This is a genomic window from Agrobacterium sp. YIC 4121, from assembly GCF_002008205.1.
Taxonomy (GTDB): Bacteria; Pseudomonadota; Alphaproteobacteria; order Rhizobiales; family Rhizobiaceae; genus Agrobacterium; species Agrobacterium leguminum.
In genome coordinates this window covers 202,007-227,798 of record NZ_MRDI01000004.1, presented here as the reverse complement: position 1 = coordinate 227,798, position 25,792 = coordinate 202,007, and the positions used below count along the sequence as shown (strand labels likewise).

At 59.9% G+C, this 25,792-nt stretch carries 24 protein-coding genes; 14 read left to right on the top strand and 10 right to left on the bottom strand.

Annotation, left to right across the window (positions count from 1 at the left end):
• Positions 1-14 precede the first annotated feature (14 nt).
• Positions 15-1,130 carry an ABC transporter ATP-binding protein gene (locus BTE54_RS08360; protein ID WP_078052227.1) on the bottom strand — a complete coding sequence of 372 codons (1,116 nt, stop codon included), beginning with the start codon at positions 1,128-1,130 and terminating at the stop codon, positions 15-17.
• A 633-nt stretch (positions 1,131-1,763) separates the two neighbouring features.
• On the opposite strand from BTE54_RS08360, the gene BTE54_RS08355 reads away from it, so the two are divergent.
• From BTE54_RS08355 to BTE54_RS08340, 4 genes are all read left to right on the top strand, one after another.
• Positions 1,764-2,699, top strand: coding sequence for an ABC transporter substrate-binding protein (locus BTE54_RS08355; protein ID WP_078052226.1), 936 nt, complete (start codon positions 1,764-1,766; stop codon positions 2,697-2,699).
• Positions 2,700-2,702: 3 nt separating this feature from the next.
• On the top strand, positions 2,703-3,557 hold the full coding sequence (locus BTE54_RS08350; protein ID WP_078052092.1) for an amino acid ABC transporter permease: 855 nt from the start codon (positions 2,703-2,705) through the stop codon (positions 3,555-3,557).
• Between the two features lie 102 nt (positions 3,558-3,659).
• Complete coding sequence (locus BTE54_RS08345; RefSeq protein WP_078052091.1) at positions 3,660-4,790, top strand: sugar phosphate isomerase/epimerase family protein; 1,131 nt, start codon at positions 3,660-3,662, stop codon at positions 4,788-4,790.
• 154 nt (positions 4,791-4,944) lie between these two features.
• A complete protein-coding gene (locus BTE54_RS08340) occupies positions 4,945-5,694 on the top strand; it encodes a GntR family transcriptional regulator (RefSeq protein ID WP_065656697.1) in 750 nt (249 codons plus the stop codon).
• A gap of 271 nt (positions 5,695-5,965) precedes the next feature.
• Here BTE54_RS08340 and BTE54_RS08335 read toward each other — a convergent pair whose 3' ends face one another.
• The 4 genes from BTE54_RS08335 to BTE54_RS08320 form a co-directional block, all read right to left on the bottom strand.
• On the bottom strand, positions 5,966-6,514 hold the full coding sequence (locus BTE54_RS08335) for a sarcosine oxidase subunit gamma (RefSeq protein WP_078052090.1): 549 nt from the start codon (positions 6,512-6,514) through the stop codon (positions 5,966-5,968).
• The gene (locus BTE54_RS08330; RefSeq protein ID WP_078052089.1) at positions 6,507-9,470 is read right to left on the bottom strand and encodes a sarcosine oxidase subunit alpha; all 2,964 of its coding nucleotides are present in this window, start codon (positions 9,468-9,470) and stop codon (positions 6,507-6,509) included. Before BTE54_RS08330 ends, BTE54_RS08335 begins: the two co-directional genes overlap by 8 nt.
• A complete protein-coding gene (locus BTE54_RS08325; protein ID WP_078052088.1) occupies positions 9,467-9,742 on the bottom strand; it encodes a sarcosine oxidase subunit delta in 276 nt (91 codons plus the stop codon). Before BTE54_RS08325 ends, BTE54_RS08330 begins: the two co-directional genes overlap by 4 nt.
• Before the next feature lie 77 nt (positions 9,743-9,819).
• Positions 9,820-11,070, bottom strand: a complete 1,251-nt coding sequence (locus BTE54_RS08320; RefSeq protein ID WP_078052087.1) for a sarcosine oxidase subunit beta family protein — start codon at positions 11,068-11,070, stop codon at positions 9,820-9,822.
• Positions 11,071-11,159: 89 nt separating this feature from the next.
• On the opposite strand from BTE54_RS08320, the gene BTE54_RS08315 reads away from it, so the two are divergent.
• The 8 genes from BTE54_RS08315 to BTE54_RS08280 all read left to right on the top strand — a co-directional run bounded on the left by BTE54_RS08315 (position 11,160) and on the right by BTE54_RS08280 (position 19,232).
• Positions 11,160-12,134 carry a GlxA family transcriptional regulator gene (locus tag BTE54_RS08315; protein WP_078052086.1) on the top strand — a complete coding sequence of 325 codons (975 nt, stop codon included), beginning with the start codon at positions 11,160-11,162 and terminating at the stop codon, positions 12,132-12,134.
• A gap of 34 nt (positions 12,135-12,168) precedes the next feature.
• Positions 12,169-12,849: an XRE family transcriptional regulator gene (locus BTE54_RS08310; protein WP_168208191.1), complete on the top strand. Its 681-nt coding sequence runs from the start codon at positions 12,169-12,171 to the stop codon at positions 12,847-12,849.
• A gap of 96 nt (positions 12,850-12,945) precedes the next feature.
• Positions 12,946-13,851 (top strand): glutamine amidotransferase family protein, encoded by a 906-nt coding sequence (locus tag BTE54_RS08305; protein WP_078052085.1) that lies wholly within the window; start codon positions 12,946-12,948, stop codon positions 13,849-13,851.
• A gap of 37 nt (positions 13,852-13,888) precedes the next feature.
• Entirely contained in the window at positions 13,889-14,575 is a 687-nt protein-coding gene (locus BTE54_RS08300; protein ID WP_078052084.1) for a GXGXG domain-containing protein, read from the top strand.
• A gap of 16 nt (positions 14,576-14,591) precedes the next feature.
• Entirely contained in the window at positions 14,592-15,920 is a 1,329-nt protein-coding gene (locus BTE54_RS08295; RefSeq protein ID WP_078052083.1) for an FMN-binding glutamate synthase family protein, read from the top strand.
• A gap of 85 nt (positions 15,921-16,005) precedes the next feature.
• Positions 16,006-17,313: a type III glutamate--ammonia ligase gene (gene glnT / locus BTE54_RS08290; RefSeq protein ID WP_078052224.1), complete on the top strand. Its 1,308-nt coding sequence runs from the start codon at positions 16,006-16,008 to the stop codon at positions 17,311-17,313.
• 193 nt (positions 17,314-17,506) lie between these two features.
• Entirely contained in the window at positions 17,507-18,391 is an 885-nt protein-coding gene (gene purU, locus BTE54_RS08285; RefSeq protein WP_078052082.1) for a formyltetrahydrofolate deformylase, read from the top strand.
• Positions 18,392-18,533: 142 nt separating this feature from the next.
• A complete protein-coding gene (locus BTE54_RS08280; RefSeq protein ID WP_059757796.1) occupies positions 18,534-19,232 on the top strand; it encodes a GntR family transcriptional regulator in 699 nt (232 codons plus the stop codon).
• A gap of 42 nt (positions 19,233-19,274) precedes the next feature.
• Here BTE54_RS08280 and hutH read toward each other — a convergent pair whose 3' ends face one another.
• The 5 genes from hutH to BTE54_RS24635 form a co-directional block, all read right to left on the bottom strand.
• Positions 19,275-20,783 (bottom strand): histidine ammonia-lyase, encoded by a 1,509-nt coding sequence (gene hutH / locus BTE54_RS08275; protein WP_078052081.1) that lies wholly within the window; start codon positions 20,781-20,783, stop codon positions 19,275-19,277.
• Positions 20,776-21,606, bottom strand: a complete 831-nt coding sequence (locus tag BTE54_RS08270) for a glycine betaine/L-proline ABC transporter ATP-binding protein (RefSeq protein WP_003519594.1) — start codon at positions 21,604-21,606, stop codon at positions 20,776-20,778. The genes hutH and BTE54_RS08270 overlap by 8 nt, the downstream gene beginning before the upstream one ends.
• On the bottom strand, positions 21,599-22,456 hold the full coding sequence (locus BTE54_RS08265; RefSeq protein ID WP_003519593.1) for a proline/glycine betaine ABC transporter permease: 858 nt from the start codon (positions 22,454-22,456) through the stop codon (positions 21,599-21,601). The genes BTE54_RS08270 and BTE54_RS08265 overlap by 8 nt, the downstream gene beginning before the upstream one ends.
• 95 nt (positions 22,457-22,551) lie before the next feature.
• Positions 22,552-23,589, bottom strand: a complete 1,038-nt coding sequence (locus BTE54_RS08260; protein ID WP_078052080.1) for an ABC transporter substrate-binding protein — start codon at positions 23,587-23,589, stop codon at positions 22,552-22,554.
• Positions 23,590-23,690: 101 nt separating this feature from the next.
• On the bottom strand, positions 23,691-24,032 hold the full coding sequence (locus BTE54_RS24635) for a hypothetical protein (RefSeq protein ID WP_143240704.1): 342 nt from the start codon (positions 24,030-24,032) through the stop codon (positions 23,691-23,693).
• Between the two features lie 130 nt (positions 24,033-24,162).
• Between BTE54_RS24635 and hutC the strand changes: the two genes are divergently transcribed.
• Both hutC and BTE54_RS08250 read left to right on the top strand, forming a co-directional pair.
• Complete coding sequence (gene hutC, locus BTE54_RS08255) at positions 24,163-24,903, top strand: histidine utilization repressor (protein ID WP_003519590.1); 741 nt, start codon at positions 24,163-24,165, stop codon at positions 24,901-24,903.
• Positions 24,904-25,180: 277 nt separating this feature from the next.
• Positions 25,181-25,783, top strand: a complete 603-nt coding sequence (locus tag BTE54_RS08250) for an amino acid synthesis family protein (protein WP_078052078.1) — start codon at positions 25,181-25,183, stop codon at positions 25,781-25,783.
• Positions 25,784-25,792 lie beyond the last annotated feature (9 nt).

Below are 25,792 nucleotides of genomic sequence, written 5' to 3'. Positions count from 1 at the left end.
CACCTCTGTTGTTTTTATTTACGGAATGCTTCCGGTTCGCTCGGAAAGGCGTGACACCTCATGGTGTCTATCTCGGCAAAGAGCTGTGCTCCCGGCTCGGGAATGAAGGTAGAAGGTCCGCGGACCTCCGAGGAACGAAGGTTTGTCCCGTCTTCGAGAAGGAGATCATGGACTAGGGTAGGCCCAAGCGGCACTGACACGGTCAGTCGCGCCGGCAGGGCAGATGCGCTCGGCGTGGCGGAGAGACGCATATCTTCGGGTCGGAAGGTGATCGTGACCTTGGAGCCGGTGGTGAAATTCAGACGACGCGGGAGAACGAGGACCCTGCCGTTCGCCAGCGAGATAGTGGTTGCTTCCGTCTCCACGCGGTCCACCGTTCCATGCAACACATTGGCCTGACCGATGAAGGTATTGACGAAGAGGGTCCTCGGCCGGTCATAAACGGCCATCGGCGTATCAATCTGCTCGACATTGCCTTTGTTCATCAGCACCAGGCGTCCAGCGAGGCTCTGCGCCTCCTCCTGGTCATGCGTGACGATCAGCGTGGTGATGCCAAGCGTTTTCTGCAGATGGAGAAGCTCGACCTGCAGGTCGAAACGCAGAGCGCGATCCAAGGCGCCGAACGGTTCGTCGAGGAGCAGAAGCGAAGGCCGTCCGGCAATGGCACGGGCCACCGCCACGCGTTGCTGCTGACCACCGGAGAGCTCACGCGGCAGCCTATGACCAAACCCTTTCAACTGTACGAGCGAGAGCATCTCCTCGACCCGCTCGCGCCGCTCGGAGCGCCCAATCTTCTGGCAAGCCAGCGGATAGGCGATGTTCTCGGCGACCGTCAGGTGTGGAAACAGCGCATAGTTCTGGAAGACCATGCCGATACCGCGCGCACGCGCCGCAACATTGGCAAGGTCCTCGCCACCGAGCTGGATCACGCCGCTTTTCGGCTGGATCAGACCCGCGATAGCGCGCAACACCGTGGACTTGCCGCAGCCGCTCGGCCCCAGTAGCGCAACGATCTCACCGGCTTCTATCTCGAAAGAGATGTTGCTGATCGCATTCTGTCCGCCGTAGCTATGGGTCAGGCCACGAACGCTAAGCTGCTTGCCTTCTGCTGCATTCGAGGTGTGCGACATGAATGTCCCCTTGGGTTGCGCCTGCATAGCCGAGGGCGTCGCGCTTGTCGGTCTCAGGCGGAGATGTGGTCGATCGGCAATTTTGAGTTCGCTTTGGGTCATGGAAACAGCAGTTGCAATTGGCGTGCCAACTGCGCCTTCCATATTCCGGATAAACTGTCAAAGTACTGATTATATTTATTTATTTTTGATTTATATATTTTCGCAAGTTCATAATCATGTCACAAAGAATTTTAATGTTAATTCATTAATTGTGCATTCGTGATCGGCGACGGTGATTTGTTGTGCAGGTTTCTGGGTTGCAAGCCATTGAGCCGCGTCAGTTTGCGGCCTTTCGCGAGGATGGCAGTAATGGGACACGCCTGATAGGCGATCTTATTATATCACTAGATCAATGATTTAATGATTTTCTTCGTGGACAAAATACTCAGGATTAATCGATGGATGATTTTTTCATCACAAACTTTCGAAACTTTATGCGAAAATAAAGCCGCATCGTTATGCGATATGAGCACTAAAAAAATAATCAATTAAAAACAGTCATATAGGGTCCCATACGTCAAACTGGCATGCTGATTGCTTCGTCCAATCTGAAAATTCACGACAACAGATAATGTGAAGAAGGGGTTCCGCATGCATAGTTTCAAGAAGACTCTCACAGCCGCCCTAGCAGGCGTCGCTCTAGCTCTCCTTGCCTCAACCGCGCAGGCTGCAGAGGGTACGCCCGTGAAGATGGTGCCAGAGGCGGATGTGGCCAAGCTTCCAGGCGTCGCCTTCAATCAGCAATTGGCAGATCGCTTGCCCGCCGCGATCAAGGAAAAGAAGGAGCTGAAGGTTGCGACGGATCTGACGCCGCCGATCAGCTTCCAGGACGAGGCCGGCAAGCTGATTGGCATCGATGCCGACCTCGCGGCAGCGCTCGGCGTCATTCTGGGCGTCGATGTGCAGATGACCAATGTCGGCGCGGGCGCAGCCATCGTTCCCGCTGTGCTCTCCAAGAGGTTCGACATGACGCTTTCCGGTATCAATGACGATGTGGAACTGGAAAAGCAGGTCGACGTGATCGACTACATGTATGACGCAACAACCATCATGACGGTCAAGGGCAATCCGCTCGGCATCAAGAACATGGAAGACCTCTGCGGCAAGAAGGTTGCCGTGCCGGTCGGAACCTTCCAGAACAGGCTCGTCGTTGCTGCCTCGGCAAAATGCAAGACCGCGCCCATCGAGATCATGTCCATCCCGAAAATGCCTGACGTCCTGCAGGCCGTGCGAACGGGCCGCGCCGATGCGACCGTCAATGGTTACGCAACGAGCGTCTACACCACCGAAAAGCAGACCGGCAAAGGCGTCGGCCTACAAGCCTTGCCCGATGTCCGCCTCGCCGTCGGTTATCTTGGCATGCTGGTCTCGAAGGATAATCCAGAGCTCCGGGATGTCGTGATCGCCTCGCTCCAGCACATGGTCGACAGCGGCGCCTATCAGGCCGTCATGGAGAAATGGAGCCTCGGCCCGCTTGCCGTGAAGACCGTCAAGTTCAACGATGCTGCCTCCATGCCGGTGGATTGAGCCATGGCACTCTTTGCTCAACCGATCAGCATGACCATCGTGCCTCCAGTCCGCAAGCCGATACGCTGGGGGCAGGTCGCAACCGGTAGTATTGCGATCCTTGTGCTGGCCCTCATGGTCCTGGCTGTCGGGCGAAATCAGAGCGTCCAATGGAGCGAGATCCCGCGCTACATGATCGACCCCGTCATTCTTGGCGGCGTCGCTCTGACCCTCGAATTGACGGCCGGCGCCATGGTCGCCGGCATCGTCATCGGATGCCTCATAGCCATTATGGCGACGAGCCAGAACATCGTTCTCAAGGTGATCGCCGTCGCCTTTGTCTGGTGGTTTCGCGGCGTACCGCTGATCGTCCAGATCTTCTTCTGGTTCAACATCGCGCTCTTCGTCCCCGAGATTGGATTCGGGTCCTGGTCGGTTTCGGTAAACGACATCGTGACGCCCGCCTTGGCCGGCTTCCTGGCGCTTGGTCTGCACGAGGCGGCGAACATGAGCGAGATCATTCGTAATGGCCTGATTGCCGTGGATCGGGGCCAGCGCGAAGCCGCATCGTCTCTGGGCCTCAGACCATTGCAGACTTTGCGAACGGTGGTCCTCCCTCAAGCAGTAAGGCTGATCGTCCCGCCGACCGGAAACCAGGCGATCGGCATGCTGAAGGCGAGTGCCATCGTTTCAGTCATCGGCATGCAGGATTTGTTGACACAGGCGCAGGCCATCTATGCCCGCAACTTCCTCGTCATCGAGCTCCTGTGCGTTGCCTCGCTCTGGTATCTCGGGATCACCACGATTGCGTCCATCGGCCAGCACTATCTGGAACGGAAGCTCGCGCCAAAAGGCCGCTCGAACAGCGGCAAAAATTAAGCATGGGGGCGCCAGCGCGCAGACAATGACGCCAGAAAATCAACCAACCAAGGGATCGTCACCGCAGCGAATCCCATCAGGAAACACCAAGGAGAGACTATTATGAGACTTGGTATCGATAGCCAGAAGCTTCCCGAGTTCGTGAAACGCGGGCCGCTCGCAAGCCTTGACCTTGTCAAGGAGCTTGGCCTTGCGGGCCTGTTCTTCCCGACAATTCTCGACATGAGCCCGACGCTCGACAAGGGAGCACTTCGCGACATCCGCGAGAAAGCCGATGAACTGGGGCTCTACCTCGAAAGTGGCGTCGGCAAGATCAATCCCTATTGCAGCGCCGAGGCTCCGGAGTTCCGGGCGATCGGCGATGGCGACGTCATTCTGGGCTTTACCCGAATGATCGAGGCAAGTGCTTCCATCGGCTGCCGCGAACTATGGATCTCGCCGGGCAATTTCAAATCGGAGTATCGTGGCAGGCTGGCAAATGACCGCTTCCGCACCGACGTCACCTGGGAAGAGCAGTTGCTGGCAATCGAGAAGGTCTTGCTGAAGCTTGCTCCCGTAGCGCGCGCCAATGGTGTCCATCTCAATATGGAAACCCATGACGAGATTACGTCCTTCGAAATCCTCAGGCTGATCGAAAAGGTCGGTGAGGATTGCATGGGCGTTGTCTTCGACACGGCGAACGGCCTGCAGCGCGGGGAACATCCGGTTTACGCCGCAAAACGCGTCGCGCCATACGTGCGCCAGACCCATATCAAGGACGCCTATGTGGGCCGCGCTCCGGGCGGCCTCGATTTCCAGACCCGCCCCGTCGGTCGCGGGATCGTGGATTTTGCCACGATCGTTCCAATCCTGGCCGCGGCGAACCCGGATCTCAATCTCTCATTGGAAGTTGCCGCCTCGGTCGAAGACAAGCCGCGCAAGGCCAATCCACGTCAGTGCATCGAGATCGACGACCGTGCCTGGCGCGCTGCCCACCCGGACCTCGATGCCGAAGAGCTCGACGCCTATCTTTCCCTCATCAGCGCCTTTGAAAAACGTGTTGCTGCCGGCGAGATCCCGGATTGGGAGACCTATGAGGCGACCAACTACGGCTATCCGTCCTATGAAAAGCAGGCCTATGGCTTCGACGCGGCCATCATCTTCATCCGAAATTCGGCCAGGCATATCGAGACAATCTGCGCCGATAATGGCATCGATCTTTCCCCATCCGTGGCGAAACGGCAGGCAGCCTGATTTCGACTTACGCGATGACGGTGGAGATCTCTGCCGTCATCGTCCAAAACCCAAGATCAAGTGGATTTCCATCGCGTATCAATGTACGCAACAATATGTGTATGGATGTGATCAGATCGAGCGACCGGCCGCTCGAATGCATGCGGAGCAGGACATGAAGAAGACCCGTCGGCAGACCCCAAAATCCGCCCCCAAGGCGCCGAGCGCCGCCGAAGCGGCAGAAAATGCCAATGACGACGTCTCTGAGCGCATTCGCACGACCCTTGCCACTGCCATCGGCGAAGGCGCGCTGAAACCCGGCACCAAAATCCTCGAAGATGCCATTGCCGACCATTTCGGCGTCAGCCGCACCGTTGTCCGTGGCGCTCTCGGCGTGCTGGAAAGCGATCATCTGCTTGAGCGCAAGCGCAACCGCGGCACCTTCGTCGCAGAGCCGGGCATCGAAGAAGCCAAGGCTTTGTTCGAGGCACGCCGCAAGATCGAACATGCGATCCTCGACCTCGTCATGTCCCGTGCCACCACCGAACAACTGGATGCGCTGGAAAAGTTGACCGACGAGGAAGAGCACATCCACCACCACGGCGACGAAAAGTCGAAGACGGTGCTTTCCGGAAAATTCCATATCGTCTTGGCGGAGCTTGGCGGCAATGCCGTCATGACCGAAATGCTATCCAAGATCGTCGCGCGCCTTTCCCTCGTCATGGCGCTCTATGAAGAAGACAAGAAGGACGACTGTGGCGCCGACCACCACCGCCTGATCGTTACGGCGCTGAAGGCGAAAGACCTGGCGAAGGCACAGGAGTTGATGGACCACCATCTCGCCGACATCGAGGGGCGCGTTAGGCTGACTGAAGGACAGGGCGATCGGCACACGTTCCTCGCCGTGTTGGAGAACTTTTCATGATGCGCCCAGATAAGAACAAGCCATAGGTATTTCGTTGCGCCCGCCGTGCGACGCGGCGTCAGAAGAGCGGAAATAATTTCCTGCGTGCAGGTGCAGCTCTCTCCGGAAGAGTGAGACGCTGGCTCTCGGGTAAACAAAAGCGTTTCCTGCCGAGAAGGCGTCATAAAAGCGATTCAGTTGCAAACGTCGTTTGCATAAGTTTGGTAATCAGGCACAGCAGATGACGCCATCTGTTTTAGTGGCACCATCGAGCAACGCCTGACCGACGCGATCACTGGAATTCGAGGCTCATCCGGGCAAGGTCGTCCCACAGGCTTTCGGCAAAGCCCCGCAGCACGATGACTTCGAAGACCTGTCCGTCGACGCGGGTGAGGTGGGCTGCGATGTGGCCGATCAGCGTCGCGGCGGAATGTCCCACCGGGAATGCTGCGAAAGACAGGTCGACCGCCGTGCCTTTGGCCAGAACCCGCTCGGCCATCTTGCCTTCGATGCGGATGCGAACGCGTCCCTGGCTCTGGTCGACACCCGTTGCCAAAGGCTCGAGCGCTGCAAGAAGCGCCTTCATATCAGCGTGAGACAGGGGGTGTTCACCGACGATGAACAATTGGCCCGGTGAGACCGCGCGTATATCGCCTGTGGCAAGGTCGCGAAGGCGGGCTTCCAAATCTGCTGCGCCGGGTGCGGCCAGAACGTGGATGATCGTGCCTTCCGGCAGGGGAGAGAGCTTGATGGCGGTGGAGGCAATCGCTCGCTTTGCGCCCAGCACCGGGCGGAGCGTCGGCCGGAAGTCAGACTGGAGATCAGACTTGAAATCAGACATGGAGTTTCTCGTTTTGAGGATCGACAAAAACCGGGTTGCAAAGGCGGGCTTGGGTAAATTCGTTGCGCAGACCGTTCCAGACCATGATTTCCTCGCCATGCCGCGCAGGGCCATTCTTGACGAGGGCGAGACCGATGGTCGAACCCAGATGCGGTGAGAAGGCGCTGGAGGTCACATAACCCTGATCGTTCTCCAGCGTTGCCGTGGCATTCTTCGCAAGAATATGCGAGCCGGTGCGGAAGGACTGTTTTGGATCAAGCGGCACGACGCCGACGAGGCTCGGGCGGTCGGTGTCGGAAAGCCCCTCGCGCTCCAGCATCCGTCGGCCAATGAAATCGGTCTTCGTGGTGGAGACCATTTTGCCGAAGCCGAGATCGGCGGGCACCACCGTGCCGTTGATTTCATTGTGAGTGACGTGGCCCTTTTCGATGCGCAGCACGCCAAGCGCCTCGACGCCATAGGGCATGATATTCTCCGGCTCGCCGGCTTCCATCAGCGCATCGGCGACGCTTTCACCGTAACCGGCCGGGACGGCAAGCTCGTAGGCCAGTTCGCCGGAGAAGGAAATCCGGAACAGGCGTCCATGCAGTTGCCCGCCAAACAAGGAGACTTCCCGGGCTGCAACGAAGGGAAAGGCCTCGTCGGAAATATCTTCATCGACGATCCTCTGAAGAATGGCGCGCGCCTTCGGCCCGGCAATCGCCATCTGCGCCCATTGATCGGTGACGGAGGCAAGCCGCACGTCGAGATCCGGCCAGAGCGCCTGCGCGCAGAATTCAAGATGGTTCATGACGCCCGCCGCATAGGCGGTGGTGGTCGTCATGAAGAAGCGGTTTTCCTCCAGCCGGCTGGTGGTGCCGTCGTCGTAGATCATGCCGTCCTCACGCAGCATCAGACCATAACGCGCCTTGCCGACCGGCAGTTTGAGGAAAGCGTTGCAATAGACCCGGTTCAGGAATTCCGCGGCGTCACTGCCACAGATTTCGATCTTGCCGAGCATCGATACATCGCAGAGCCCGGCATTCTTGCGCACATTTAGAACCTCACGGTCGATGCTTTCCCGCCAGCCGCTTTCGCCTTTGCGGGGAAACCAGGAGGAGCGATACCAGAGCCCCGTTTCGACGAACACGGCCCCGTTTTTCTCGGCCCAACCATGCAGCGGCGATTTGCGCACCGGTTGGAAATGCTGGCCATGATAGGCCCCAGTCAGTGCGCCGAAGGAGACGGGCGTATAAAACGGCCGGAACGTCGTGGTGCCGACATCCGCCGGGGAGACGCCGCGCGCTTCGGCCAACAGCCCGATGGCGTTGACATTCGAAAGCTTGCCCTGATCCGTCGCCATGCCGTTGGTGGTGTAACGTTTGGCGAGTTCGACATGGCCATAACCTTCACGGATGGCGAGGCCGAGATCCTTGCGGTGAACGTCGTTCTGGTAATCGACAAAGGCTTTCGCCTTGATGCCGGGGATGGACCAGAGCGGCTTTGCAGGCGGGGCTACGATATCGTTTTCCACCGTGCCGAATATCGGTGCGGTCGATGCAAAGCCGAGCTCTTGTGCCAGCGCTGCGCCCTTCCGCGCTCCATCCTCAAGGCAGGCGGCGATACCGTTGATCGCGGAAACCGCGCCGGCGAGTTCCAGCCCCTTGAGATTGCCGGGCGCCAGAAAAGCGGCATCGTCCTCCGACCAGACCGGCTTGCCGCCGCGATGGCAGGCGAGATGGATGATGGGGCTGAAGCCGCCCGACATGGCCAGCGCATCGACATTCAGCTTCTCCGCCCGGCCATTCGCATAAACTTCGATGGCGGAAAGCGCCTTGCCGCCTTTGGCATTAGAGACGACGCCACCCTTGATGACGCGCGCCTTGCCTTCGTAGCCCGGACTACCCTGCTCACGGCTGTCGATGATGGCGGCCAGAGCGACGCCCTGCGCCTCCAGATCGCGGGCAAGGGCATAACCGCTGTCATTGGTGGTGAAAATTGCCGTCGCCCTACCGGGGCTGACGGCATAGTGGTTGAGATAGCTGCGCATGGCGCCGGCCATCATCACGCCGGGAACATCGTTGCCGCCGAAGACCAGCGGCCGTTCTTCCGCACCGGTTGCAAGCAGCGCCCGCTTGGCGACGATGCGCCACAGGCGCTCCACGGGCACATGTGCTTTCGGATCGGGCAGATGTTTCTGCACCCGCTCCACCGCACCGAAGACATTGCCGTCATACCAGCCGAAAGCCGTGGTTCGCGTCAGTATCGTCACATTCGGCAGGGCTTCAAGTTCGGCAACGCATTGCGCCGCGAAATCCGCAGCGCTTTTACCGCCGATGGTGGCGGTTTCGGAAAGAAGCCAGCCGCCTGCCACGGAATGTTCATCGACAATGATGACGCGCGCGCCGGCGCGTCCTGCGGCAAGCGCTGCGGCCAGACCTGCCGCGCCGGCGCCGATCACCAGCAGGTCGCAATGCGCCCAGCATTTGTCATAGGTATCCGGATCCGCCTCGTAGCTCGCCTTGCCGAGGCCGGCGGCTTTGCGGATGAAGGGCTCGTAGACCTTTTCCCAGAAGGCGGCAGGCCACATGAAGGTCTTGTAGTAGAACCCCGCCCCGAGGAAGGGAGACAGAAGGCCGGTCAAGGCGCCGATATCGAAATCGAGAGAGGGCCAGCGGTTCTGGCTGCTGGCTTCCAGCCCGGCATAAAGCTCCTGCATGGTGGCGCGGGTGTTCGGCTCCGTGCGCCCGCCGCGGCCGATGGTCATCAGCGCATTCGGCTCGGCTGCACCCGCCGTCAATATGCCGCGCGGGCGGTGGTATTTGAAACTGCGACCGACGAGTTTCTGGCCGTTGGCGAGCAGGGCGGAGGCGAGGCTGTCGCCCTGAAAGCCTGACATCGGCTTGCCGTCGAAGGTGAAGGAAAGCGGTTTGGAACGGTCGATCAGACCGCCGGTCTTCAGGCGGTTGGCGCTCATGCGTTTGTCACTTTCGTCTCGTCGGCGGCGTCGCGGCAGGCGGATATCTCATGGGTGGCGGTATCGCGGGCGACGACCAGCCAGCGGCGGCAGCCGGATGTGTGGTGCCAATACTCCTCATAGGCGCCGCGCGGATTGTCGCGCAGATAGACATAATCGAACCATTCCTCCGCGCCGGCATCGGCGGCGGGCCTTTGAAGGGCTGCGCCCTTGATGGTGAATTCTTCCCTGGGTCTTGGCCCGCAATGCGGGCAGGGCACGAGACTTGCCATTTCAGATGTCCTTGATCCGCCAGATAGCGGGATGGCGAAAACTGTGAGCGATTTCCGCCTGAAATCCCGCTACAGATTTAGTGAAGGTTAGGCTGGGCGCCCTGGCCCTTTTCATCGATGAGATAACCGCGCCGGAAGCGATCCAGCCGGAAGGCCGTTGCCGTTTCCTGCGGTGCACCCCGCGCCAGAAGATGGGCGAAGCAGAAACCGGAAGCGGGCGTCGCCTTGAAGCCGCCATAACACCAGCCGGCATTGAGATAGAGATTGTCGATAGGGGTCTGGTCGATGATCGGCGAACCATCCATCGACATATCCATGATGCCGCCCCAGGAGCGCAGCACCCGGACGCGCGAGAGCGCCGGTATCATCGCCTTGCCTGCCTCCGCGACATGTTCGACCGTCGCCAGATTGCCGCGCTGGGCATAGGAATTGTAGCCGTCTATATCGCCGCCGAAGACGAGGCCGCCCTTGTCCGATTGCGAGACGTAAAAATGGCCGGCCCCGAAGGTGACCACGCCATCGATGAAGGGCTTCAGCCCCTCAGACACGAAAGCCTGCAGCACATGGCTTTCGATCGGCAGTTTCAGCCCGGCCATGGCGGCCACCTGCGAGGAATTGCCGGCTGCCGCGAGCGCCAGCTTGCCGCAGCCGATGAAGCCCTTGGCGGTTTCCACACCCACGACACTGCCGTTTTCGCGGCGAATGCCGGTTACCTCGCAGCCCTGAATGATATCGACGCCGCGGCTGTCCGCGCCGCGCGCATAACCCCAGGCGACGGCATCGTGACGCACGGTGCCGCCGCGTCTTTGCAGCAGGCCGCCCTGCACCGGAAAGCGGGCATTGTCGAAATCGAGGAACGGCAGCATGGCCTTGACTGCGGCGCGGTCCAGCAATTCGGCGTCGACGCCGTGCAGCCGCATGGCGTTGCCACGCCTTGTATAGGCGTCGCGCTGGGCATCCGAATGATAGAGGTTCAGCACGCCGCGCTGGGAAACCATGGCGTTGAAGTTGAAATCCTGCTCCAGCCCTTCCCACAGCTTCATCGAAAGCTCGTAGAAGGGATTGTTACCCGGCAGCAGATAATTGGAGCGAATGATCGTGGTGTTACGGCCGACATTACCGGAGCCGATGTAGTTTTTTTCCAGCACCGCGACATTGGTGACGCCGAATTCTTTCGCAAGATAATAGGCCGTCGCCAACCCGTGTCCGCCGCCGCCAACGATGATGACGTCATAATGCGGTTTCGGAGACACCTCCCGCCAGGCGGGTTTCCACGCCTTGTTGCCGAAAAGGCCGTTCTTGAAAATGGAAAAGGCGGAATAGCGCATCTGCGTACCTCGAACGATATCGCGCAAGCTTACCGGCGTCGTTCGAAAGGGAATTGCAAATAAGGGACATAATGATTTAAAAAAGAGACATGACGACCATCGAGCAGAAGAATGTCCAGCGCATTGGTTTCATCCTGGTTCCGAATTTCGCGCTGATGTCTTACGCCTCGGCGGCGGAGCCATTGCGCGCCGCCAATCTGATCGCCGGAACCGATCTTTACGATGTGGTTCCGCTTTCTTTCGATGGCGAGGCTGTCAGAAGTTCTTCCGGCATCATTGTCGGCTGCGAGGCACTCGCCACCGCAGGCGAGAGATGCCACACGATCTTCGTCTGCGCAGGGGGCGGGCCGCAGGACTGGACCGTTGCGGAAAATTCCTACGGCACGTTAAGGCGGCTGGCGCGGCAGGGTGTCCGGATCGGGGGCATTTCCAGCGGCGCTTATGTGCTGGCGGCGGCGGGATTGCTGGAAAACCGCGATTTCACCATTCACTGGGAGCATGCGCCGGTGCTGAAAGAGGCCTTCGACCATCTCACGCCCCGGCAGGCGCGGTTTGTTTTCGACGGGGATCGCATCACCTGCGCCGGCGGCGTCGCGCCACTCGACATGATGCATGCGATGATTTCGCAGAGAATGGGCGCTCATTTTGCGCGGCGTGTCAGCGACTGGTATCTGCATACGGCCGTGGCCGAACCCGGCGCGCCGCAACGGGGTTCCGCCGCCGAGCGCCATGGCACCAACCATCCGGCCCTGCTGGCCGTGCTGGAAAAAATGGAAACGACCATTGAAAGCCCGCTCGACCGGCAGACCATGGCGAAACTGGCGGGAACCAGCGCGCGCCACCTCGACCGGCTTTTCGCAACCCATCTGAAAACGACATTTCTGGAAACATACCGCGCGATCCGTCTCGATCACGCCCGGCGGCTGCTGGAGCAAAGCCCGCTCTCCATTGCCGAAGTGGCCTTCGCCACCGGCTTCTCAAGCGCCGGGCATTTTTCGGGAAGCTTCAAGGCCCGGTTCGGCCATACCCCAAATACAATGCGGCAAAGATTTCCTCCGAATTAAAATAGTTTTCCTGTAAGGAAGGGAAAACACGATAATGCCGGAGGATATCATGGTGAAGGATACCACCAAAACCGAAACTGCGCAGTTCCTGTCGCAGGATCCGCATGCCATCCGCGAGCCAAGGGTCAACAATCTGGAAATGGCGATTGGCCATGAGGTGCGCGCCTATCGCAAGAAACTCGGCATCACGGTCACCGATCTTGCATCGGCCACCGGCGTTTCCGTGGGCATGCTTTCCAAGATCGAAAACGGCAATATCTCGCCATCGCTCACGACGCTGCAGACGCTTTCAAAGGCGCTGGGCGTGCCGATCACGGCCTTCTTTCGCGGTTTCGAGGAGCCGCGCAGCGCCACCTTCGTCAAGGCGGGGCAGGGCGTGAATATCGAGCGCAGGGGCACTCGCGCCGGTCATCAATACAGCCTGCTCGGCCATATCGACAACAATACCAGCGGCGTCACCGTCGAGCCCTATCTCATCACGCTGACCAAGGATTCGGACGTGTTCCCGACCTTCCAGCATGAGGGAATGGAGTTTCTCTACATGCTGGAAGGCGAGGTGGTTTACCGCCACGGCGAGCAGCTTTTCACCATGCAGGCCGGCGACAGCCTGTTTTTCGACGCCGATGCGCCGCATGGGCCGGAGGAATTGGTGAAGCTTCCCGCCCGTTATCTGTCGATCATTTCCTATCCGCAAAGGCGGCTGGGCAATGATTGATAATTTGCCTTAGAAGAAAAAAATATTCCTGATAGTTGACGGAATGGAATTCCATATGTTAGCCCTTCATTCAGAAACGAATGGAGGTGCCTGTCGATGTGCGGCATTGTTGGACTATTCCTGAAAGACAAAAGCCTTGAACCGCAGCTGGGCGCGCTGCTTTCGGACATGCTCGTCACCATGACCGATCGCGGCCCGGATTCGGCCGGCATCGCGATCTACGGAAGCGCTGCCAATGGCCGGGCGAAAGTGACGATCCAGTCGGCCGATCCGACCGCCGATTTTTCCGGCCTCGCCGAAGCGCTGAAGGAAAGCGGCGTCGATGCCGTGGTCACGGTGAAAAGCACTCATGCTGTTCTCGATATTCCCGCCGAAAAACTGGATGGTATCCGTCCGGTTCTTTCCGCAATCCGCCCGAATGTGCGTGTGATGGGTTCCGGCGACAGCGTCGAAATCTACAAGGAAACCGGTCTTCCGAAGGATGTCGTCACCCGTTTTGACGTGCGCTCCATGGCGGGCACCCATGGCATCGGCCACACCCGCATGGCGACGGAATCGGCGGTGACGACGCTTGGCGCGCATCCCTTCTCCACCGGCGCAGACCAGTGCCTGGTGCATAATGGCTCGCTTTCCAACCATAATAATCTGCGCCGCGAACTGGTGAGCGAGGGCATGGTCTTCGAGACCCAGAACGACTCGGAAGTCGCCGCCGCCTATCTCACCGCGGAAATGGCCAAGGGCAAGGATCTGGGCGAGGCGCTGACCGGCGCGCTCGATGATCTCGATGGTTTCTTCACTTTCGTCGTCGGCACCAAATCCGGTTTCGGGGTGGTGCGTGATCCTATCGCCTGCAAGCCTGCTGTCATGGCCGAGACCGACCAATATGTCGCTTTCGGCTCTGAGTATCGCGCTCTGGTCAATCTGCCCGGCATTGAAAATGCCCGCGTCTGGGAGCCGGAACCGGCGACCGTCTATTTCTGGGACCATGAAAAGGCCGCCTGAGACCCGTCATCGGCGCCTGTTTTGAAAGTCATAATCCATGCCAGTTTTCGATCTCTCCCACACGCCGCTGCGTGAACTCAACAAGGCGCTCCACGGTCTTTCCTCGGGCGCAAACGACACCGAATTCGAGGTCGTCAATCCGCGCGGCCACCATGCCGTGGCGGTTGGCATCGACAGCCCCGTCACCGTCGATGTGCATGGTTCGGTCGGTTATTATTGCGCCGGCATGAATGATGGCGGCACCGTCACCGTGCACGGCTCGGCCGGGCCGGGTGTTGCTGAGAACATGATGTCCGGCACGGTCGTCATCGAGGGCGACGCCTCGCAATATGCCGGCGCCACCGGCCGCGGCGGGCTTCTGGTCATCAAGGGCAATGCCGCCTCCCGCTGCGGCATTTCCATGAAGGGCATCGATATCGTCGTGAAGGGCAATATCGGCCACATGTCGGCCTTCATGGGCCAGTCCGGCCACCTCGTCGTGTGCGGCGATGCGGGCGATGCGCTTGGCGATTCCCTTTATGAGGCGAAGCTTTTCGTGCGCGGTTCGGTGAAGAGCCTGGGTGCCGATTGCATCGAGAAGGAGATGCGGCCCGAACATCTCGAAAAGCTCGCTGAACTTCTCGACAAAGCCGGCGTCACGGATGTCAGCCCTGGCGAGTTCAAGCGCTACGGCTCGGCACGCACGCTCTACAATTTCAACATCGACAACGCCGACGCGTATTGAGGCGAGGGATATTCCGATGAGCTATCACAACCCCTTCACCCCGCCGCGCAAATCCGCAACTTTCGATGACCATACACTGGCGGAAATCCGCCGCGCGGCTGCGACCGGCATCTATGATATTCGCGGCGCGGGCACTAAGCGCAAGGTGCCGCATTTCGACGATCTCCTGTTTCTCGGCGCGTCCATCTCGCGTTATCCGCTCGAGGGTTATCGCGAGAAATGCGATACGACAGTTACACTCGGCACGCGCTTCGCGAAGAAGCCGATCACGTTGAAAACGCCGATCACCATTGCCGGCATGAGCTTCGGCGCTCTGTCAGGCAACGCCAAGGAAGCGCTCGGCCGGGGCGCGACAATCGCCGGCACCTCCACCACGACCGGCGATGGCGGCATGACGGATGAGGAGCGTGGCCACAGCCAGACGCTGGTTTATCAGTACCTGCCCTCCCGTTACGGCATGAACCCGAAGGATCTGCGCCGTGCGGACGCCATCGAGGTCGTCGTCGGTCAGGGCGCGAAACCGGGCGGCGGCGGCATGTTGCTCGGTCAGAAGATTTCCGATCGCGTCGCCAATATGCGCAACCTGCCGAAGGGCATCGATCAGCGTTCCGCCTGCCGTCACCCTGATTGGACCGGCCCGGATGATCTGGAAATCAAGATCCTCGAACTGCGCGAAATTACCGACTGGGAAAAGCCGATCTATATCAAGGTCGGCGGCGCGCGGCCCTATTACGACACGGCGCTGGCGGTGAAGGCCGGTGCGGATGTGGTGGTGCTGGATGGCATGCAGGGTGGCACGGCGGCCACGCAGGATGTCTTCATCGAAAATGTCGGCATGCCCACGCTTGCCTGCATTCGCCCCGCCGTGCAGGCGCTTCAGGATCTCGGCATGCACCGCAAGGTGCAGCTCATCGTCTCCGGCGGTATCCGTTCGGGTGCGGATGTCGCCAAGGCGCTGGCGCTGGGTGCCGATGCGGTCGCTATAGGCACTGCGGCGCTGGTGGCGCTGGGCGACAATGATCCGAAATGGGAAGACGAATACCAGAAACTCGGCACCACGGCCGGCGCTTACGATGACTGGCACGAGGGCAAAGACCCCGCCGGCATCACCACGCAGGATCCGGAGCTTGCCGCTCGCCTCGATCCCGTGGCCGCCGGCCGCCGTCTTGCCAATTACCTGAAGGTCATGACGCTCGAGGCGCAGACCATCGCGCGTGCCTGCGGGAAGAACCATCTCCACAATCTGGAGCCGGAAGATCTGGTGGCGCTGACGATGGAGGCTGCCGCCATGGCGCAGGTTCCGCTGGCGGGAACCAACTGGTTCCCGGGCAAAGGCAGCTTTTAAGCCATAAGAACGGACGGGCGCATTTGGGAGGATGTGCCCGTCTTTTTTCGATGAAGTGTCTGATATTCAAAAAAAGGGGAATGACGTGACACTGGACCTCTCCAAATTTGCTGCCGAAAAGGGCATCAAATATTTCATGATCAGTTATACCGATCTCTTCGGCGGCCAGCGCGCCAAGCTGGTTCCCGCAGAAGCGATTGCCGATATGCAGAAGGATGGCGCGGGTTTTGCGGGCTTTGCCACCTGGTTCGATCTGACGCCCGCCCATCCCGATCTTTTTGCCGTGCCCGACGCCTCCTCGGTCATCCAGCTTCCGTGGAAAAAGGATGTCGCCTGGGTCGCCGCCGATTGCGTGATGGAAGGCCAGCCGGTGGAGCAGGCGCCGCGCGTGGTGCTGAAAAAGCTCATCGCTGAGGCGGCGAGCGAAGGGCTCAGGGTCAAGACGGGCGTGGAGCCGGAATTTTTCCTGATTTCGCCGGATGGTGCGAAAATCTCCGACGAATACGACACGGCGGAAAAGCCCTGCTACGACCAGCAGGCGGTGATGCGCCGTTATGATGTCATTGCCGAGATTTGCGATTACATGCTGGAGCTGGGCTGGAAGCCCTACCAGAATGACCATGAGGACGCGAACGGCCAGTTCGAGATGAACTGGGAATATGACGACGCGCTGCAGACCGCAGACAAACATTCCTTCTTCAAATTCATGGTCAAATCCGTCGCCGAAAAGCACGGGCTGCGCGCCACCTTCATGCCGAAGCCGTTCAAGGGCCTGACCGGCAATGGCTGCCATGCCCATATTTCGGTCTGGGACCTCGACGGCAAGGTCAATGCCTTTGCCGACAGGGAAATGCCGTTCGGTCTGTCGGCCAAGGGCAAGACGTTTCTCGGCGGCATCATGAAACATGCGTCGGCGCTTGCGGCCGTCACCAATCCGACGGTCAATTCCTATAAACGTATCAACGCGCCGCGCACCATTTCCGGCGCGACCTGGGCGCCGAATACGGTGACCTGGACCGGCAATAACCGCACCCATATGGTGCGCGTGCCCGGGCCGGGGCGGTTCGAACTGCGCCTGCCGGATGGCGCCGTGAACCCCTATCTGCTGCAGGCCATCATCATCGCCGCCGGCCTTTCCGGTGTCCGCTCCAAGGCCGATCCCGGTCCGCACTACGATATCGATATGTATCGCGAGGGCCACAAGGTCACGGACGCACCGAAGCTGCCGCTCAACCTTCTCGATGCGCTGCGCGAATATGAGAAGGATGCGGAATTGCAGCAGGCGCTCGGTACTGAATTCTCGAAGGCCTATCTGAAGCTCAAGCAGGGCGAGTGGAACAGCTATTGCTCGCAATTCACCGCCTGGGAGCATCAGACCACCCTCGACGTCTGAGCCCGATTTTCCCCGCCGCCCTTGCGGCTTTTCCCCGCGCTGATCAAGAGCGCGGGGTTTTTCACTAAAGCGCGTCGCGTCCAATCTGGTTCATGCCCCGTGCTTTAGATCTTTGTTTTTAAGCATGTCCTGGTTCCAAAACCGCTGCACACTTTTGGGAGACATGCTTTATCGATGACAGAAAGAGTGCCAGATGACGAACTTCGTCCTGACCGTGACATGCAAATCCACCCGCGGCATTGTCGCCGCCCTTTCAGGCTTTCTCGCCGAGAAGGGATGCAACATCGTCGACAGTTCGCAATTCGACGATCTCGGCACCGGCCGTTTTTTCATACGCGTGGGTTTCATTTCCGAGGAGGGTGCGACACGCGACGCGTTGATGGCCGGGCTGGCGCCGATCTCGGAAAAATTCGGCATGGAGGTAGCGCTGCACGACCAGGCAGAGCGGATGAAGGTTCTTTTGATGGTGTCGCGCTTCGGCCATTGCCTCAATGACCTGCTCTACCGCTGGCGCATCGGGGCGCTGCCGATCGATATTGTCGGTGTGGTTTCCAACCATTTCGATTATCAGAAGGTCGTCGTCAATCACGACATTCCGTTCCACCACATTCCGGTGACGAAAGAGAACAAACCGCAGGCCGAAGCCCGGATCATGGAGATCGTGGAAAGCTCGGGTACGGAACTCATCGTGCTGGCGCGTTACATGCAAGTGCTTTCCGACAGGATGTGCGAGGCGATGTCGGGCAGGATCATCAATATCCACCACTCCTTCCTGCCCTCCTTCAAGGGGGCGAACCCTTACAAGCAGGCCTATCAGCGCGGTGTGAAGCTGATTGGCGCGACGGCGCATTATGTCACCGCCGATCTGGATGAGGGACCGATCATCGAGCAGGATACCGTGCGCATCACCCATGCCCAGTCGGCCGAGGATTACGTGTCGCTCGGCCGCGACGTGGAGGCGCAGGTGCTGGCGCGTGCCATACACGCCCATATTCACCGTCGTGTATTCCTGAACGGCAGCCGAACGGTGGTGTTTCCCCCCGGTCCCGGCTCTTACGCTTCGGAAAGAATGGGATGAGCATTCTGCGTGAGCCGTGCTGATGTTGCGTTAAGCAGAGCACGGCGCTAAATAAGCTGGTACGCCATAATACAAAAGCCATTTCCCGCTTTGTTCGTAACTGTGTTGCAACGAAACGGGAGGTGTCAAACGAGGTGATACCATGACAGATGCTTCGCACGGAACTGCCATTCGCGTTGAGCGCCCGACAAAGACGCTGAGGGAGCTCGCGCTCGACAAGGTCCGTGACGCCATCGTGAACGGTTATTTCCGCCCGGGCGACCGTCTGGTCGAGCGCGATCTCTGCGCCCAGCTCGGCGTTTCCCGCACCATCGTTCGTGAGGTCCTGCGGCATCTGGAATCCGAGGGGCTGGTGGCGAATTTGCCGAACAAGGGCCCGATGGTCGCGATGCTCGATCTCGATGAGGCGAAGCAGATTTATGAAATTCGCGGTGCGCTGGAAGGAATGGCGGCGCGCCTTTGTGCGGAGCGCCGCGATCCTGCCATCGTGGAAGCGCTTGAAGCGTCGCTCAGTCATATCCGCGAAAGCTATGTCGAAAGGGATATGCCGGGCGTTCTGGCGCATACCTCGTCCTTTTATCAGACGCTGTTTAGCAAGATCGACCGTCATGTCGCCTGGGGCGTCGTCAACCTGCTGACGGTGCGGATCAACCATCTTCGTTCGATGACGATCAAGACGAAAAGCCGCGATACCGAAGGTCCGGCGCAAATGGAAAAGATCGTCGAAGCCATCCGGCAGGGGGACGGAGACGCCGCTTACAAGGCGGCTCTGGACCATGTCGCGAGCGCAAGCGCGATTGCGGAAGCCGTTCTCATCGCCCAGAAGACCGGCAAAGAGTGACCTCTTCCACCTCGTGTGCGGCTAAAATTTCCGACGCAGTATCTAGCCTGCGTCGGCACCTATCCCCGCAAGCGTGGTTTGCAGCATTTCCCGAACGGCAGCTACCAAATCGTTGAGCGGCTGGTCGTCGCGGTAAAATGGCACCGCCATCCGGACACGCCGGTATAGCGTATCGGTGCCGGGCGCACGGCCGCCTTCGTCTGGCTGCATGTCGTAAGCCTGCACGGCGCTCATGATCTCGATTGCGAGAATGGTTTCCAGATTGCCGATAATCGAAAGCGTCTTGTCGGCGGCGGCGGTAGCATGTGTCAGTATATCCTCCTGCAAGGCGGAGGTGATGCCGCCATCGAGGCTGGCGGGGGCGGCGAGGCGGCGGTTTTCCGCGGCAAGCGCTGCGGCCGTGTACTGGATGATCATGAAACCGGAACAGACACCATCGCTTTCCGCCAGAAAGGCGGGCAGCCCGCTGACAAGCGGGTTGACGAGCCGGTCGATACGTCGTTCGGAAATCGCTGCGAGTTCGGCTGCGGCCGTCGCCAGCCCATCCATGGCAAGCCCGAGCGCCGCACCGACGGCATGGGCCTGGGAATGGACCTCCGGCGCCTGCGGCGTGCCGCCGACGACCGGGTTGTCCGTGACACTCGCGAGCTCGCGGTCTACGACGTCGGCGATCTGCGCGACGCTGTCGCGAACGGCGCCATGCACCTGCGGCACGGCGCGCAGGCTGAGCGGATCCTGTGTGCGCGATCCGGCCGACCGGGCAAGAAGCGGGCTTCCCGCCAGAAGCTGGCGCAGGTTTGCGCCGACGGTCTGGATGCTGGGCGAGCTGCGCAGTGCCAGCGGCCCTGCCGCGAAGGGATCGGCCTGCGCACCAAGGTTTTCATAGCTCATTGCCGCTGCCGCATCGGCCCAGTCAAGGAGCGAAGTCGTGCGTGCGAGCGCGAGGCTGGCGAGGCCGGTGGCGCAGGGGGTGCCGTTGACGAGGCTCAGCCCTTCTTTTGCCCGCAGAACCATGGGTTCGAGGCCGAGCTTTTCGAGCCCCCGCCTGCCGCTGATGAGTTCGCCGCCGTGGCGGGCCCGGCCTTCGCCGATCAGCACCAGCCCTATGGCCGCGGCATGGGTGAGGTAACCCACCGAGCCCTTTGACGGAATGACGGGAAGAATATCGCCATTCAGCAGGGCGAGCAGCGCTTCGACCGTTTTGACCTGCACGCCGGAATAACCATGCGCGAAGTTGTTGATCTGGGCGGCCATGATGGCGCGCGTTTCTTCGCGTCCGAGCGGTTCTCCGACGCCGCAGGAATGGCTGAGCAGGATGTTGCGGGAGAGGGCCTGCTGCTGCGGGATGTCGACGATCACATCGCAGAGTGCGCCGACACCTGTGTTGATGCCGTAACCGCGCACCCGTTTTTCGACGAGTGCATCGACGATGGCGCGTGCTTCGGCAATGCGCCGCCACGCTTTATCCGACAGGGAAAGCGTCGCATCTTTTGCAACAGCGGCGATCTCCTGCCAGGTGAGGGGACGATCGATGGTGATCGTATCAGCCATGCTGGCCTTCTCCCGCACCCGTGCGGCGCTCCACGAAACGGGCGACATAGTCGTTTGCGGGGCTGTTGAGGATCTGGTCCGGCGTTCCCACCTGCACCAGCTTGCCATCCTTCAGGATCGCGATCTGCGCGCCGATGCGGAGCGCCTCGTCGAGATCGTGGGTGATGAAAACGATGGTCTTATGTAGGTTCTTTTCGAGCTGCAGCAACTGATCCTGCATGTCGGCGCGGATCAGCGGGTCGAGCGCCGAAAAGGCCTCGTCCATCAGGATGACGTCAGTATCGGCGGCGAGCGCGCGGGCGAGGCCGACGCGCTGCTTCATGCCGCCGGAAAGCTGGTGCGGAAACTTGTCCTCATAGCCAGAAAGGCCGACGGTCTCGATCCACTTCATGCCGATGGGCCGCGCGTCGGCCTTGGTCAGCCCGCGCACGCGCTGGCCATAAACGACGTTCTGCAACACGGTGCGGTGCGGCATCAGGCCGAAATTCTGGAACACCATGCTGACGCGCCGGTTGCGGAAGTCGCGCAGATCTTTCGGTTTCAGCGCGAGAACATTGTCGTCGCCGACGAGAATCTCGCCGCTTGTCGGTTCGATAAGGCGGTTGATGTGGCGCACGAGCGTCGACTTGCCGGAACCGGAGAGGCCCATGATCACGAAAATGCGCCCGCCCGCTATATCGAGGCTGACATTGTCGAGACCGACGCTGCATCCCGTCTTTGCCAGGATGTCGCTCTTTTCCGCGCCCTGCTGCGCCATGGCGAGCGCAGCCTTCCAGTTGCCGCCGAAGATCTTGGACACGTTGCGGATATGGATATCAGTCATTGCCCATTTCCTTCCGGCTGGATCGGCCAAAACCCTGGGTGATACGATCGAGCACGATTGCGAGAATAACGATGCCGAGGCCCGCTTCGAGGCCCTTGCCGACATCGAGTGTCTGGATGCCGTTCAGCACCTGCTCACCGAGGCCGCGCGCGCCGATCATCGAGGCGACGACGACCATGGAGAGCGCCATCATGATCGTCTGGTTGAGGCCGGCCATGATCGTGGGCGTTGCGAGCGGCAATTCGACGCCGAAGAGGATTTGTCGCGGGCTGCCGCCAAAGGCGGTCGCCGCCTCCACCACTTCCCGGTCCACCTGCCGGATGCCGAGATCGGTCAGGCGGATCAGCGGCGGCACGGCATAAACGATGGTGGCCAGTACGGCCGGGACCTTGCCGAGGCCGAAAAGCATGATGGCGGGAATGAGATAGACGAAGCTCGGCATGGTCTGCATGACGTCGAGCACCGGCAGCGTGATGCGCCGCGCCCATTCGCTTTTGGCAAGCAGGATGCCCATGGGCACACCGATGACGATGGAGATGAGGCTGGCAATCAGCATCAGCGCCAGCGTCTGCATCGTCAGGTCCCAGAGACCGAGCGCGCCGACGATGAAAAGCATCACCGCCACCATGATGACGAGCGAAATCTTCTTCGCCGCGAACCAGGCAAGCACCAGGAAGACCAGAAAAATGACCCACCACGGCAGACCGCGCAGCACCCATTCCACGAAGAGGATCGCCTGCAGGATCGTCTGCGAGATCGCCTTGAAAACGGAGCCGTAATTCACCACCAGCGAACGCACGATCTCATTGATCGGGCCTCGGATGGAAATATGAAAAACTTCAGGAAACATTGGTGTCGTCCTCGCGCCTGCCGACCCCACGTCCGGGAGCCGGCCCCTGTCCTGACGGGAAAATGCGCGCCGGAAGCCCGGCGCGCCTGCGATGTTTACTTGACGGCGGCTTCGATACGCGCCTTGGCCTCCGCAGAAACCCAGCTGCCCCAGATATCGGCCTTGGTCTGAAGGAAGGTTTTGGCGGCTGCTGTCGCATCGACCTGCTTGTCAGTCATATAGGCGAGGCTGGAGTTGATCTCGGTCAGCGGGAATGTCGCCTTTTCAAGGATCGCGATGATGTCCGGCGCTTCCTTCGCAAAGGTGCTGTTCACGCCATAGGCCACCTCGACGGAGGGGAAGGCGCAACCGGCGTCGCGCTTTCCATCGGCGCTCGTCAGTTCCTTCCAGCAGGCGTCGCTATAGGCCGGCTCCTGCAACTGGATGAGCTTGTATTTGCCCATGATTGCCGTCGGGCTCCAGTAATAGAACAGCATCGGCTCGCCCTGGAGGTAGGCGGCGGCGATGGCCGCATCGAGAGCGGTGCCGGTGCCGGGGCGGAAGTTCACATAGTTTGCTTCCAGCTTGTAGGCTTGCAGCTTGGCGGTGTTGACGCCTTCGCAGGTCCAGCCCGAGGGGCAATTGAGGAAGCGGCCCTTGGTCGGCTCTTCCGGATCTTTGAACAGTTCGACGATCTTCGGGTCGGAAAGCTGGTCGACGCTCTTCAGGTCCGGAGCCTTGGCTTCGATGCCTTTTGCCGGGTCGCCCTTGACCAGATATTCCGGCACGAACCAGCCTTCGGCGGCACCGACGAAGGTCTTGCCGACCGATGTTACCTGACCGGCTTCCGCAGCCTTGTTCCAGACGTCGGAGCGGCCGATCCATTCTTCAGCGAAGATCTGCACGTCGTTATTGGCGGTCGCCTGTTCCAGCGTCACGGAGTTGCCGGGAATGGAATCGACCTTGCAATCATAGCCCTTGGAGAGGATTTCCTTCATGACTTCGGTGATGAAAGCGCCGCTTTCCCAGTCGATGCCGGCGAAGGTGATGGTCTTTCCAGCGGCGCAATAGCCTTCCGCTCTCGCGGACCCGGCATAGGCTCCCATGATGAGCGCGGTGGTGGCCAGCGCGATTTTCAGCTTTGAATTCAGCATTGCATTCCCCTTTTGGTTTGATGATTGGCAAGTTGCTGGCATGCGTTTTGTGGTTTCGTCCGGGCGTGCCCTGGGCAGATGTCTACCCCTGAGCCCGGCGGTCATTTGTGCATTTCATGTCCCGTCGAAATCGGCGGCCGGGCACTCGTCGAATCAATATGGAATTCGATGTTTACCCTGGAGCGGCGTGTCGGAAGTTCACTATACAACTTTGAGAAATTCATATGCTTCACGCGCATTGGCCATGTCGGGTCGAAGGCGCATGCGGTTGGCGGGTTCTGGCAAGGGCGGTCTTTCAGCGCATATTGCCCGGCCAAGCCACCAAACATGGCTTCGGCATCGGTATGGCAGCTCCTGCCGTTGCGCTGGGTGGGCATTCGAATATCGCCCCGACTATCGGCGGGAGACTTGCGGCCGCTGGAGATCGAGTCTTCGCTTGCCATTATTTTCCCCTCAAGTTGTATATGTAACTTCACACATTTGCGAAAGACAAGCAAGATAGGATGTGATAATTTTGTGCTTGCGCGGATTCTGGCTGCGTTTTGTGCAGTCGCCCGATTTTTAGGAGTTTCAATGCTGCCCGTCACCGAAAACGAGTTTCCTGTCTCGGGCGATCGCTCCTCCCTGCCGCTGTATGAGCGGGTGAAAGAACAGATCAAGGAAAAGATCGCCAGCGGCGAGTGGTTGACCAACCACAGGATACCCTCCGAAAACGAGATCGTCGACATGCTGGGTGTCAGTCGGATGACGGCAAACCGCGCCCTGCGGGAGCTGGCAACCGAGGGGGTGATCGTTCGCGTGCAGGGGCGCGGGTCTTTTGTCGCCCCGAAAAAGCGAAGCGCCGGCATGATGGGCGTGCGCAACATCGCCGACGAGATCAAGGAGCGCGGTTCGACGCATCGACCGAGCCTGATCCTCGCCCAGACGGAAGTTTGCGGTCCCGATCTTGCAACGGCGCTGGAGATCGCCGTGGGAGCGAAGGTTTTTCACTCCATCATCGTGCACCATGAAGACGATGTGCCGATCCAGCTTGAAGATCGCTTCGTCAATGCGGAGATCGCTCCGGATTATCTAATGCAGGATTTCAATACGCTCACCCCGAATGCCTATCTGACGGCGGCCGCACCCATTTCCCGGACCGAGCAATTCATCGAGGCGGCATCGCCCCAGCCCTGGGAATGCAAACTGATGGCCATCAGCCGAAACGAGCCCTGCCTTCTCGTGCGCCGCAGAACCTGGTCGTCGAGCCGCGCCGTCACGTCCGTACGGCTGCTCTATCCCGGTTCCCGATATCGGCTTGAAAGTCAGGAATAGAGGCCGCCGGCCTCAGTTGCCCTGATCTTCCGAAACATTATCGCCGTATAAGGCGGCCACTTGCGCATCCAGCCCGGCTGATGACGCCCCGGTCAAATCTGCCTCATTCTCCTGCCTCCAATCGTTGCTTGCCAACTGCAATCGGTTGCCCATAGCGCTCGACTTGTCGGCGACGACAATCCTCAAAATTCAACTGCTCGCCCTTGCGGGATTACGGTACTTGACAGTCATATATTATGGCATACCATAAGCCATCATATTTATGGAGAGAGCGCTGATGTCCATCCAGATCCGCAAGACCCTGCTGCAGGTCGAAACGACGTTGATTGAGGGGGGCAAGGCTGCCGCAGCGCCGTTGAAGCTGTTCGCCGCCATTGCGGTCGTTAAAAATCCGTGGGCGGGCAAAGGTTTCGTGGCTGATCTGAAGCCGGAAATTCACGCAGGCGCGCCGGTGCTTGGCGAGTTGCTGACGAAGATGATCCTTGACGCTGTCGGTTCCGGCGAGACGGTGGAGGCCTATGGCAAGGCGGCCGTCGTGGGGCTGGATGGTGAGATCGAACATGCCTCCGCGCTCATCCATACGCTGCGCTTCGGCAATCACTATCGTCAGGCGGTCGGCGCCAAATCCTATCTTGCCTTCTGCAACACGCGCGGCCCCGGCAATGCGCCGATCATGATCCCGCTGATGGACAAGAATGATGAAGGCCGCCGTTCGCATTATCTGACGATCCAGACTGCCATTCCCGATGCCCCGGCTGCGGACGAGATCGTGGTCGCGCTCGGTGCTTCCGTTGGCGGCCGGCCGCATCATCGCATCGGCGACCGTTATCAGGATCTGAAGGATCTCGGCCAGGATGTCGCCAATCCGGCCGGCGTTTGAGGCGAACGC